The following is an 11816-nucleotide window of genomic DNA, read 5'->3' as shown; positions in this document are numbered from 1 at the left end:
GATCGTTCGAGGGTGTTTTGAAGGGGAATCAGTTGCCGGAGAAGTTCGGTGGGCGCTTTTCCATCGAGGCGCACAGGGCTTCAGCACCGTCGGCGCTGCGTCCACACAGCAGGCCGGCGGCGAGTTCCGCCTGGAGCTGCTCGGGCAGGCTGCGCCCGGCGCCTTCGCGGATGAGGGTTTTGGTCTGGGCAAACGCAAAGGTCGGGCCGTTGGCCAGGCGCGTGGCCAGCTCGGCGACGTGGGTATGCAGTTGCTCGTCGGCAACGACTTCGCCCACCAGCCCGGCGGCCAGGGCGCGGTCGGCGCTCCACAATTCATCGAGGAACAGCAGGCGCTTGGCTTGCTCGCTGCCGATCAGGCGCGGCAGATGCCAGCTGGCGCCGGCGTCCGGCGAGTAGGCCATGCTGGTGTAGCCGGCCTTGAAGCGTGCCGATTGCGCGGCGACGCGCAGGTCGCAGCACAGGGTGAGGTCCATGCCGGCACCGACCGCCGTGCCGTTGATGGCGGCGAGGGTAGGTTTGTCGAGGGTGTGCAGGCGGGTCATCAGGCCGTGGGCGGTTTCGGTCCAGCCGTAGGTTTCGAGGGCGCCACGGGCTTCGGCATCGGCCCATTCGGCAAGGTCGGCACCGGCGCAGAAGCTGCGACCGCTGCCGGTCAGTACCACCACGCGCACAGCCGGGTCGCGGTTGAAACCGTCCAGCAAGGCATGCAGGTGCTTGAGGGTCGGGATGTCCAGGGCGTTGCGCTGGGGGCCGCGATTGAGGGTGATCCAGGCAACACCTGCCTGCACCTGAGTGAGCACGGACGGATCTGTAGTCATGGAATCCTCGAATTATTTTAATTGGCTTGAGGGGTGCGACATGGGGCGATACTAAACGAGTGTTCAGTAAGGAGGCAATCGGGTAACTGCAAATATTTTTCGAGGGGAAAATGCCGGCCCGGACATTGCGTCCAGGCGGCGCGGAATCGTCAGTTCAGGGTTTGATCTGGAAGCGCTTGCGCCCGCCCGACTGCAAGCCATCGACCCAGGCTTCGCAGATCTGGATGCCCTGCTCCGGGGTGAAGGTGCCGGGATTGAGCCCCGATTCCAGCCACAAGCCGTCGAGCAAGGCGCTCAAGGCGATGGCCGCCAAATCGGCATCGAACTGCTTCCAGCCCTCCTCCCCGGCCATGTCCACCAAGGCCGAACGCATGATGGTGCGATACTCGCCATAGGAGTGTTCGTGGGCCTGGTTGATCGCCGGGGCCGTCTTGACCGCCCCCCAGAACACCAGCCAGGCATCCAGCAGTTGCGGGTCGAGCAATTCGGGGGAGAACGAGCCGCGAAAGAACGCCGACAGCCGCTCCCGCGGACTGGGCGGCGCCTTGGCCATCGCATCCCGCAGCAGGTCCATGACCTGCCGGGTGATTGACCGATAGGCCTCGGCCACCAGCTCATCCTTGCCCGAGTAGTGATGACTGATCAGCCCCACCGACACCCCGGCCTCGGCGCTGATCTTGCGGATCGACGCGCCCTGGAAGCCGTCGCGCTTGAGGCAGGCCAACGTCGCCTGCACCAGATTGGCCTTGCGCAACTCCGGTTCCATGCGGGAGAAACGGGATTCCTGGGTCATGAGGCGGTGTCCTTGGGTTGAGTCGGCTGGACGACTCTACCTCACTCCCGGAACCCCGGCGACACCCGATCCAGTAACCGCAGCAATGCCGCCCATGCCAGTTGCATGGCGTCCGGGTCTGCCAGTTCGCCCTCTTCCAGTGGCCGGCCTGGCTCATTGAACTGCCGCTCGGTGTATTCACACACGTGCGCAGGCGGCAGGATCAGCTTGCCGCACGCCTGGGCGGCGATCTGGATATCGCAGGCCTTCTCCAGGTAATACATGCGCAGGAACGCCTGGCTGACCGTCTCCCCTACCGTCAACAAACCATGGTTGCGCAGCATCAACACCGGCTTGTCGCCGAGGTCGCGCACCAGTCGCTGTTGCTCGTCCATGTCCAGCGCCACGCCTTCGTAGTCGTGGTAGGCGACCTTGCCGTAGAACTCCATGGAAATCTGGTTCACCGGCAACAGCCCGCATTCCAGTGCCGCCACCGCACAGCCGGCGCGGGTGTGGGTGTGCAGCACGCACTGCGCATCTTCGCGGGCGCCGTGAATCGCGCTGTGAATCACAAACCCCGCCGGGTTGACGCCATGGGCCGAAGCCTCGACCGCACGTCCGTCCAGGCCGATCTTCACCAGGCTGGAGGCGGTGATCTCCTCGAACATCAGCCCATAGGGGTTGATCAAAAAGTGATGCTCGGGCCCCGGGATACGCACCGAGATATGGGTGAAAATCAAATCGCTCATGCGAAAGTGCGCGATCAGCCGGTAGCAGGCGGCAAGCTCTTCGCGCAGCTGTCGTTCGGTGGCCCCAGGCATTTTTATTCTCCAGGCGGGTGGGTGATGTGGTTGACGCTAATCCAGTCACCAGTAAAAAAACAAGTTGATTTTTTACTGAGGCTGACCTCCTATAGAAAAATAATAACAACAGCGCCTGGAGTATCCGCACCATGTCGCCCCATGCCTTTCCGCATCTTTTTGAACCGCTGGTACTGCGCGGCAAACGCCTGAAAAATCGCATCATGTCCAGCGGGCACGACACCTCGATGCCCACCGACAACCAGGTCAACGAGCAGTTGATCGCCTACCACCGGGCACGCGCCGAAGGCGGCGTGGGGTTGATTGTGTTGCAAGTGGCCGGGGTGCACGACAGCGCCCGCTACACCTCCCATGTGCTGATGGCCACCGATGACAGCTGCATCGACGGCTATCGCCGACTGGCCGAAACCTGCCACGCCCACGGCACCGTGGTGCTGTCGCAGATTTTCCATCCAGGACGGGAAATCATGGAGTCGGCCGACGGTTTGCTGGCGGTGGCTTACTCGGCTTCCGGGGTGCCCAACGAACGCTTCCGGGTGATGCCGCGCGCCCTTGACCAGACAATGATCGACGAGATCGTCGCCGGCTACAGCGCTGCGGCAAGGCGCCTGTATCAGGCCGGGATTGACGGTGTGGAAGTGGTCGCCAGCCATGGTTACCTGCCCGCGCAATTTCTCAACCCGCGGGTGAATCGCCGCACCGACGGCTACAACGGCGAGCTGGAACAACGCCTGCGTTTCCTGCGGGAAATCATCGCCACGGTGCGTGCCGAAACCGACGAGCACTTCATCATCGGGCTGCGCATTTCTGCCGATGAACGCGACCCCGAAGGCCTGACCGAAGAGGATTCCCTGGCCGCCGTGCAACAGCTGCAATCACACCTGGATTATGTGCACATCGTTGCCGGCACCTCGGCCTCCCTCGGCGGCGCGATCCATATCGTGCCGCCCATGGCCATTGCCCCGGCGTACCTGGCGACAGAAGCGGCGACGTTCAAGACGCACCTGTCGATTCCGCTGTTCGTCACCGGGCGCATCAACCAGCCCCAGGAGGCCGAACTGATGCTGCAACGCGGCCAGGCCGATGTGTGCGGGATGACCCGCGCGCTGATCTGCGACCCGCGCATGCCGGCCAAGACCTCAAGCGGCCATGCCGGGGATGTACGCGCCTGCATCGCCTGCAATCAGGCGTGCATCGGCCACTTCCACAAAGGCCTGCCGATCTCCTGCATCCAGCATCCCGAGACCGGCCGCGAATTGCAGTTTGGCCAACTGCAACCGGCACTGCGACGCCAGCGGATCATGGTCGCCGGTGGCGGCCCGGCAGGGATGAAAGCGGCAGCGGTGGCGGCGCAGCGCGGACATGAGGTGACCTTGTATGAAGCCAGTGCCCAATTGGGCGGCCAAGTGCTTCTGGCGCAGTTACTGCCCCGACGCAGCGAGTTCGGCGGGGCCAGTACCAACCTGCAGCGCGAGATGGAACTGGCCGGGGTCCGCGTGGTGCGCAACACCCGCGTCGACCGCGCATTGGTGGAACGCGAACAACCTGACCGGGTGATCATCGCCACCGGCGCCGAGCCCTACTGGCCGGCCTTCGAACGCGGCGGCGAGCTACAGGTGGTGGATGCCTGGCAAGTGCTGCGCGATGAGGTGCAACTGGGCCGTTCGGTGGTCGTCGTGGACTGGCGTTGCGACTGGATCGGCCCGGGCATTGCCGAGCGCCTCACCCGCGCCGGCCATCAGGTGCAACTGGCGGTGAACGGCACCCATTGCGGGGAAAACCTGCCGTTGTACGTGCGTGACCAACTGGCCGGCGAACTGCATCGGCTGGGCATTCCGATCATCCCTTACGCCCGTTTGTACGGCTGCGACGACACTACCGTCTACCTGCAACACACCGCCAGCGGCGAGCCGATGTTGCTGGAAAATATCGACACCCTGGTGTTGTGCCAAGGCCACCAGCCGGTGGACACTCTGGGCGCAGAACTGGAAGGCCTGGTGGCGTTCACGCGGATCGGCGATTGCCTGGCGCCGCGTACCGCCGAAGAGGCGATTTATGAAGGATTGAAAGTAGCGTGGGACATTTGAACGACCAACCTCCACAACTGTTTCTCGGCACCCGCATCCGCGGCTTGCGCAAGGCCCGGGGCATGACGCTTACCGAATTGGCGCAGATGAGCGAATTGACGGCCGGCTATATCAGCCAACTGGAACGCAACCTCGCCTACCCGTCGATCCCGGCCCTGTTCAACATTGCCCGCAGCCTGGGGGTGACGATCCAGTGGTTTTTTGCCAGCGAGACCACGCCGGCAGCGGAGGATGAAGGTTTTGTGGTGCGCAGGAACAATCGCCAGAGCATTCACTATGAGGACGGGATCGTCGACCAGTTGCTGACGCCCCTGCCCAATCATCAATTGGAGATGCTGCACTCGCGCTTTCCACCGGGCACCTATAGCCAGCAGAGCTATAGCCATGAGGGTGAAGAGGCGGGTTATGTGTTGAGCGGAACGTTTGAGTTATGGGTGGGCGAGCGGCATTTTCAGCTGGTTGAAGGGGACAGTTTCAGCTTCTCCAGCAGTGAGCCCCATCGGTATGGCAACCCCGGAAAGGTGGATGCGGTGGTGATCTGGGTGATTACGCCGCCGACGTTTTAGACCGTTGGGGCAACTAAGGACGTTTCCTACGATACGCGGGGAGTTCTGGATGGGGGCCATCAGTAGTCGGTAAAAACGGCTCTTGCTATAAAACCGACTACTTTTTATGAGGGTGCCGGTCATGTTTGAGTCGTTTGCGTGGTTCAAGAAACCCACTGAGGAAGATCTGGAAAATATCAGGGCTATCAAGCGGTACAAAACCATGAGGATAGTGGGTGAGTGGGGTATTTCTGTCGACCCGGCGGAAATCGCCAACTCACCCGAGTTCAAGGAACACAAGCGCAAGATACGTGAACTGATATTCAAATAACCCATGGGGCTACTACTGATACTGCCGTTACTGGTGAGTGGCTATTTGGTGTGTTTGAAACACCCCGGCCATTACTGCCGCCTCCACCGCTTTGAAGGCCAGTTACTCTATCTACAGGTCGCAAGATTAGGCTGGACCTGCCTCGTACTGTCGTTCGTACTGACCACTTTGATTCTTTGCCTGTCCAAACAGCCGCTGCAACTGGCTGGCCAGACAATCCCCATTGATTACAGTGCTTATCTGGGCAAGCTGCTGATAGAGCTGGATATTGCCACCGAGAGAAATCATGGCCTCTGGGTATTTTTGCTCCAGGTCGGCCTGACAGCCATGATCATTCCCTACTGCTGGGCGCGATTATTTGTGCGCTGGCGTCGACGAAGACTGCAACTTGCTTCAGAGGAGGAACTGAACCAGCAATTGATGCTCGAGCTTCTAACGGGGCGCCCCCTCAGGACCCTACTCAGGGAATCCATTGCGCGCGGCTCTCAATGCATGTTCACGCTGAACGATCGGAATGTTTATGTGGGCGTTGTTTCATCCATCTGCGAGCCGAATGAGTCCGAAGGTATAGATCACGCCTTCAGTCTGATTCCGACCTGCAGCGGCTATCGCGACAAGGACACCTTGGAAATCATCCTCGATACTGAATACCCGGACGCGTCAGACGCTATTTCCATCATGCTGCTCCAGGAAGCGGTGGTATCAGCCACCCGCTTTGACCCTGCGACGTGGATGTCTTTCCAATCCCGCATACGGGCGAAACCCCAGCCTATCCGGAGCTATCGTCGTGAGTCGGCACGCAGGAAAAAGACGCCAGGTGCCTGCGCCTGAGGTCCTCCCGCCAAACAGTAAACCTTCCAGCCATTCCCACATCTACCCGCCGGTTTCAGTGCACACAAAAACGCAACACTGAACTGCACCGATTGTGATGGCCGCTTCACACCGGGGTTTATATAGTCGTTCCTACTGCAACCCGCCATGAGCCAGCCGGCCCATCACAAGGAAGCGTTCGATGACTGACCTGCATACCCTTACGGCCGCCGAACTGTTGGCGCAATTTGCCAGCCGGCAACTCGCGCCCATCGACTACTACGACCAGCTCCTGGCCCACATCGACCGCTGGGAGCCGCAGATCAACGCGCTCTATGCCTTCGACCCGCAACAGGTGCGCCAGCAGGCCCAGGCCTCCACCGAGCGCTGGAACAAGGGCCAACCCAACGGCGCCCTTGATGGCGTACCGGTGACTCTCAAGGAATTGATCGCCACCGAAGGCGTGCCCATTCCCCTCGGCAGCGCGGCCACCCGCCTGACCCCGGCCCTCAGGGACGCACCGCCCGCAGCCCGCATGCGTGAAGCGGGCGCGATAATCCTGGCCAAGACCACCAACCCGGACTTCGGCATGCTGTCTTCCGGCCTGTCGAGCTTCCACGGCATCACCCGCAACCCGTGGAACACCGCCAACAACACCGGCGGTTCCAGCTCCGGTGCCGCCGCAGCGGCCGCCGCCGGTTACGGCCCGCTGCACGTGGGCACCGACATCGGTGGCTCGGTGCGCCTGCCCGCCGCCTGGTGCGGCTTGGTGGGATTCAAGCCGACCCTGGGCCGCATCCCCATCGACCCGTACTACACCGGCCGCGCCGCCGGGCCCATGACCCGCACCGTCGATGATTGCGTGCTGTTGATGCAACACCTGGCCCGCCCCGATGCCCGCGATGCCACCAGCCTTCCGCCGCTCACCACCCAGTGGAGTAACCAGCCGCTGTCGGTCAGGGGCCTGCGCGTCGGCCTGATGCTTGAACCCGGCGCAGGCATGCAGCCTGAGGGCTTCGTCTGTGAAGCCGTGGAGCAAGCCGCGCGGCTGTTCGAAGCCCACGGCGCCAAGGTCACGCTGATCCCGCCAATCATGGACCGCGCACAACTCGATGGCCTCGACCATTTCTGGCGCGCCCGCCAGTGGGGCGATTTGTCGGCCCTGAGCAGCGAGCAGTTCGACAAGGTCTTGCCGTACATCCGCGACTGGGCCGCGCCGGGCGCCGAGATCAGCGGCGTACAAGCCGTAAAGGGTTTCAACCAGACCTTTGAAATGCGCCGCCGCGCCGCGCAGGTGTTCACCGAACTCGACCTGGTGCTGTCCCCCACTAACCAGGTCAATGCCTTCCCGGCCGAGTGGCCATCACCGAGCAACAACCCGCAACTGCCGTTCGAACACATCGTGTTCACGGTGCCGTGGAACATGGGCGAGCAACCGGCGTTGTCGATCAACTGCGGTTTCGCCGCCGATGGCATGCCCATCGGCCTGCAGATGATCGCCCCGCGTTTTGCCGATCAATGGCTGCTGCAAATCGCTAAAACCTACGAGAGCTGGCGTGGCGCAATCCACCACTGGCCGAATCCTTCCTGACTTTTGACGCTGTAAGAACTGCCCACCCACACGCCAGCTCCGGGCCCTCTTGGCCTGGAGCTCGGACGACCTATAACTAAAATCGAGGGGCTGGTATGCACACTGAGCAATTGACACGATCCGATCCTGATCACGCACCCGAAACACCGTCCCCGGACGCCGGCAAAAAGAGCATCTTCGCCGTGGTCCTGGGCAACGCCGTGGAGTTTTTCGACTTTGGTGTGTACGCAACCTTTGCGGTGATGATCGGCCACACGTTCTTCCCGTCCGACAGCGCCTTCGTCAGCCTGATGCTGTCGGTCACGGCGTTCGGTATCGGCTTTATCGTCCGGCCCCTGGGCGCAGTACTGATCGGCGCCTACGCCGACCGCGTCGGGCGCAAACCGGCGATGCTGTTGACCCTGGTGATGATGGCCGTGGGCACCGGCAGCATCGCGATATTGCCCGGTTACGAGACCATCGGTATCGCGGCGCCGATCCTGCTGGTACTCACCCGCATGATCCAGGGCCTGGCCTGGGGCGGTGAAGCCGGCCCCGCCACCACCTACATCCTCGAAGCGGCGCCACCCCACAAACGCGGGACCTACGCCTGCTGGCAAGTAGTCGCCCAGGGCGTCGCAGCCATGGTGGCCGGGCTGGTAGGGTTCACCCTGACCAAGGTCATGTCCCCGGAAGACCTCAACAGCTGGGGCTGGCGCGTGCCGTTCGTGTTCGGCCTGCTGGTGTTGCCGATCGGCATCTACATCCGCCGCAACCTCGCCGAAACCTTCCACGGCCACGGCGAGCAGACCAGCACCGGCGACCTGGTACGGGAAGTCTGCGGCAAGCACCGGCGCGCACTGGTGCTGGGGTTGCTGATCCTTTCCGGCAGCACCATCACCCAGTACTTCCTCAACTACATGACCACCTTCGCCCTCACCGAACTGAAGCTGCCCACCAGCATCTCGATGCTCTCGACCCTGGTGGCCGGCGCAGCGATGGCCGTGTGCGCGGTGGCCGGCGGCATGCTCTGCGACCGCTTCGGGCGCCGTACGATCCTGATGACACCGCGGGTGGTGTTGCTGTTGATTTTGTTCCCGGCCCTGCAACTGATGACCGAGCACCCAAGCCCGGCGACCTTCCTGCTGACCCTGGCGGTACTCTCGGGCCTGCACGGCATGAGTGGCGCGGCGCTGATCGTGTTGCTGGTGGAAAGCTTCCCGAAATCCGTGCGCTCCACCGGTTTCTCCATCGTCTACGCCTTCGGTGTGGCGGCGTTTGGCGGCACCGCGCAGATCATCATCACCTGGCTGATCGGCACCACCGGCGACCCGATGTCGCCGGTCTGGTACCTGCTGATCGCCAACCTGGTGTGCCTCACCGCCGCCTGGTTCGCCAAGGAAACCCGTCCGCCGCTGCCCGGCAGCCCGGCCCGCGAAACCCGGCTCACAGAAGCTTCGGTTCGCTGAATACCTTTTCCCACTGTCCCGCGTCTTTTCGCCACCGACCAGCAGCACCTGAAGGCCTGCCGGGACGGTCGCCTTACGTCTGATTTGTATGGGGATTTACCATGTATCCACGTCTTTTGCTGGCCGTCACCCTGGCGTCCAGCACCCAGGCTTTCGCCCAGGAAAACGCCCAGGCCAGCGCACCGGGCTTCCTCGAAGGCAGCACCCTGGACCTGAACCTGCGTCACTACTATTCCAACCAGCACACCCAACGCACCACCCACTTGAGCATCAAGAAAGCCGGCGGCGTCGAGCCCACGCGTGTACGGGAAACCTGGGTGCAGACCAGCATGCTCAAGTACAGCTCCGGCTACACCCAGGGCCTGATTGGCGTGGGTGTGGACGCGGGGATCTTCAGCGCGGTCAACCTGGAACGCGGCCACGGCAAGGTGGCCAATGGCGGCGACCGGGTGCTGGTGGACGGCGACGGCGATGCGATTCCCACTTGGAGCCGCCTGGGGGTGGGCGACGTGCGTTTTCGCCTGTCCAGCACCGAGATCAAGGCTGGCCGGCTGATGACCGACAATCCGATCCTGCGTTACAAGGACAACCGCGCCCTGCCCTCCAGCTTCCAGGGCGTGGGCTTGTTCAGCAACGAATTCGACTGGCTGTCGGTGCAGGGCGGCAGCTTCGAGCGGGCGATTCCGCGCACCGGCACCGGCGCCGAAAAGCTCACCACCACCTTCGGCAACCGCGCCTACAGCGGCGCACGCATCAGCTACCTGGGAGCCACGGTAAAACCGGGTTACGGGCTGGAAGCCAGCGTCTACGCGTCGCGTTTCGAAGACATGTGGGACCAGACCTACGTCGGCCTGACCCACCGCATCGGTGACAAGAGCGACATCGCCTTGAAGACCGCCTTCAACTACTACCACACCAGCGACTCGGGCGACAAAAACCTCGGCTACATCGACAATAACGCCGCCAGCCTGGCCTTCACCGCCACGCACCTGGCCCACAGCCTGACCCTGGCCTGGCAGCAGGTATTCGGCAACGAATACTTCGACTACGTGTGGGAGTCCACCGGCAACTACATGGCCAACTCGCTGTACTCGGACTACAACGGCCCCAACGAAAAGTCCTGGCAGTTGCGCTACGACCTGGACTTCGCCGCCTACGGTGTGCCCGGCCTCACCGCCAGCCTGTGGCACGCCAAGGGTTGGGACATCGACGGCACCCATTACGATGGCGACCGCAACGGCCACAACACCGGCTACAACGTGCGCAGCCTGGATGGCGCCAAGCACAACGAAAACGGCTTGATGCTGGCCTATGTGATTCAGTCCGGAACACTCAAGAACACCGTACTGCGCACCATCGTCTACAACCATCGCGCCAGCGGCGGGCAGATTGACGGCAGCTACGATGAGTTCCGCCTCGTCGCCAATGTGCCGATCAACATCTTCTGAGGCTCAGGCTCAGTTCAGCGAACAACGCTGCATCGCCCCCGCCAGCATTTCCTGGCACTTGAGCACCGCCACCGAGCGGGGGCGGTTGCGGTACACGCAGAGGTCGATGCGGATGCGGCCGAGGTCTTCATCGGCGATCGGCACGGCGACCAGGCCGTCGCCCAGGTCCCGCACGTCTGCCTCGACCTGGGGCAAAATCAGCACCGCTGCCCGTTGCCGGGCCAGGCTCTTCTGCACTTCCAGGGAACTGGTGGTGAACACCGGTTCGAGGGTGACGCCGCGTTTTTTTGCCGCCACTTCCAGGGCCTGGCGCACGCCGTAGGCCGAGTCGGGAATCGCCAGGGGCTGGCCTTGCAGTTCGCTCAATTCGATGCTGTCGCGCTGGGCGAAGGGGTGTTCGGCGCTGACCAGCACCCGGTGCCATAACTGGCAGTGGGCGGTGACTTCGACGTCGGCGCGCTCTTGCAGGTAGAACGCCAGGCCCAGGTCCGCCTCGCCGCTGCACAGGGCGTCGAGGGTGGCCGAGGCGCTGGCGATCACGATGTTGAAGGTGACCTTGGGGTGGGCGCGGTAGAAGGTGGCGAGCACCGGGGCGAGCACGGTGGAAACGATACTTTCTGACACATGGATGCTGATGTTACCGGCCACCTGGCTTTGGCGGCTGGCGATGACTTCGCGTACCTGGTCGAGGCCGCGCAGGGTTGAGGTGACTTGTTCGGCCAGGCACTCGCCCTCGGCGGTGAGGCGGATGCCGCGGGGGCCGCGCTCAATCAGGGCGGCGCCGAAGAAGTGTTCCAGGTGTTCGATCTGGCGGCTGACGGCGGTGGGGGTGACGTAAAGACGTTCGGCGGCCTTACGCAGGGAGGCGCAGCGGGCGACCTCGTGGAAATATCGCAAGGCGCGTAGTTGCATGGGGGGTGCTCCTTTTTTGGGGGGGTGGATTGGGGAGGACGCAATTACTGCGCCATGCGGGTGTACATATCCGTTTCTTCGGTCACGGCGTCCTGCCGGTTTACTCGCTCTGCACTACCCGCGTTCGCTCAGATCAAGATCAAAAGCAAATCTGCTTTTCTGTGGGAGCTGGCTTGCCTGCGATGCAGACAACTCGGTGCATCAGGTACACCCAGTTGATGCCATCGCAGG

Annotated in this window: 11 protein-coding genes; 7 read left to right on the top strand and 4 right to left on the bottom strand. The window is 62.7% G+C overall.

Going from position 1 to position 11816, the window contains the following annotated elements:
- Positions 1–28: 28 nt before the first annotated feature.
- The 3 genes from HX801_RS10495 to HX801_RS10485 all read right to left on the bottom strand — a co-directional run bounded on the left by HX801_RS10495 (position 29) and on the right by HX801_RS10485 (position 2413).
- Entirely contained in the window at positions 29–820 is a 792-nt protein-coding gene (locus HX801_RS10495) for an enoyl-CoA hydratase/isomerase family protein (protein ID WP_177022037.1), read from the bottom strand.
- A gap of 154 nt (positions 821–974) precedes the next feature.
- Entirely contained in the window at positions 975–1613 is a 639-nt protein-coding gene (locus HX801_RS10490; protein ID WP_003208961.1) for a TetR family transcriptional regulator C-terminal domain-containing protein, read from the bottom strand.
- 41 nt (positions 1614–1654) lie between these two features.
- On the bottom strand, positions 1655–2413 hold the full coding sequence (locus HX801_RS10485; protein WP_177022036.1) for a class II aldolase/adducin family protein: 759 nt from the start codon (positions 2411–2413) through the stop codon (positions 1655–1657).
- Positions 2414–2544: 131 nt separating this feature from the next.
- Here HX801_RS10485 and HX801_RS10480 point away from each other — a divergent pair, with 131 nt between their 5' ends.
- From HX801_RS10480 to HX801_RS10450, 7 genes are all read left to right on the top strand, one after another.
- Positions 2545–4500 (top strand): FAD-dependent oxidoreductase, encoded by a 1956-nt coding sequence (locus HX801_RS10480; RefSeq protein WP_177022035.1) that lies wholly within the window; start codon positions 2545–2547, stop codon positions 4498–4500.
- The gene (locus HX801_RS10475; RefSeq protein ID WP_371316563.1) at positions 4488–5066 is read left to right on the top strand and encodes a helix-turn-helix domain-containing protein; all 579 of its coding nucleotides are present in this window, start codon (positions 4488–4490) and stop codon (positions 5064–5066) included. The genes HX801_RS10480 and HX801_RS10475 overlap by 13 nt, the downstream gene beginning before the upstream one ends.
- A gap of 121 nt (positions 5067–5187) precedes the next feature.
- Positions 5188–5376 (top strand): hypothetical protein, encoded by a 189-nt coding sequence (locus tag HX801_RS10470; protein WP_003208968.1) that lies wholly within the window; start codon positions 5188–5190, stop codon positions 5374–5376.
- A gap of 3 nt (positions 5377–5379) precedes the next feature.
- On the top strand, positions 5380–6207 hold the full coding sequence (locus tag HX801_RS10465; RefSeq protein WP_087694888.1) for a hypothetical protein: 828 nt from the start codon (positions 5380–5382) through the stop codon (positions 6205–6207).
- Between the two features lie 181 nt (positions 6208–6388).
- A complete protein-coding gene (locus HX801_RS10460; RefSeq protein ID WP_008436038.1) occupies positions 6389–7777 on the top strand; it encodes an amidase in 1389 nt (462 codons plus the stop codon).
- Positions 7778–7872: 95 nt separating this feature from the next.
- Positions 7873–9225 (top strand): citrate-proton symporter, encoded by a 1353-nt coding sequence (locus HX801_RS10455; protein ID WP_008436037.1) that lies wholly within the window; start codon positions 7873–7875, stop codon positions 9223–9225.
- Between the two features lie 101 nt (positions 9226–9326).
- Complete coding sequence (locus HX801_RS10450; protein ID WP_102368688.1) at positions 9327–10673, top strand: OprD family outer membrane porin; 1347 nt, start codon at positions 9327–9329, stop codon at positions 10671–10673.
- Positions 10674–10682: 9 nt separating this feature from the next.
- Here HX801_RS10450 and HX801_RS10445 read toward each other — a convergent pair whose 3' ends face one another.
- A complete protein-coding gene (locus HX801_RS10445; protein ID WP_003208975.1) occupies positions 10683–11585 on the bottom strand; it encodes a LysR family transcriptional regulator in 903 nt (300 codons plus the stop codon).
- Between the last annotated feature and the right edge of the window lie 231 nt (positions 11586–11816).

Origin of the sequence: Pseudomonas sp. G1002, assembly GCF_013385455.1 — a bacterium.
GTDB lineage: Bacteria > Pseudomonadota > Gammaproteobacteria > Pseudomonadales > Pseudomonadaceae > Aquipseudomonas.
Note: the sequence above shows the minus strand (reverse complement) of the source record. Positions and strands in the feature narration are given on the sequence as shown.

Excerpts from the sequence above, each read along its gene's own strand:
- HX801_RS10480 (WP_177022035.1), top strand. The coding sequence starts at position 2,545 with ATGTCGCCCCATGCCTTTCCGCATCTTTTTGAACCGCTGGTACTGCGC.
- HX801_RS10450 (WP_102368688.1), top strand. The coding sequence starts at position 9,327 with ATGTATCCACGTCTTTTGCTGGCCGTCACCCTGGCGTCCAGCACCCAG.
- HX801_RS10490 (WP_003208961.1), bottom strand. The coding sequence starts at position 1,613 with ATGACCCAGGAATCCCGTTTCTCCCGCATGGAACCGGAGTTGCGCAAG.
- HX801_RS10470 (WP_003208968.1), top strand. The coding sequence starts at position 5,188 with ATGTTTGAGTCGTTTGCGTGGTTCAAGAAACCCACTGAGGAAGATCTG.
- HX801_RS10485 (WP_177022036.1), bottom strand. The coding sequence starts at position 2,413 with ATGCCTGGGGCCACCGAACGACAGCTGCGCGAAGAGCTTGCCGCCTGC.
- HX801_RS10460 (WP_008436038.1), top strand. The coding sequence starts at position 6,389 with ATGACTGACCTGCATACCCTTACGGCCGCCGAACTGTTGGCGCAATTT.
- HX801_RS10465 (WP_087694888.1), top strand. The coding sequence starts at position 5,380 with ATGGGGCTACTACTGATACTGCCGTTACTGGTGAGTGGCTATTTGGTG.
- HX801_RS10445 (WP_003208975.1), bottom strand. The coding sequence starts at position 11,585 with ATGCAACTACGCGCCTTGCGATATTTCCACGAGGTCGCCCGCTGCGCC.
- HX801_RS10455 (WP_008436037.1), top strand. The coding sequence starts at position 7,873 with ATGCACACTGAGCAATTGACACGATCCGATCCTGATCACGCACCCGAA.
- HX801_RS10495 (WP_177022037.1), bottom strand. The coding sequence starts at position 820 with ATGACTACAGATCCGTCCGTGCTCACTCAGGTGCAGGCAGGTGTTGCC.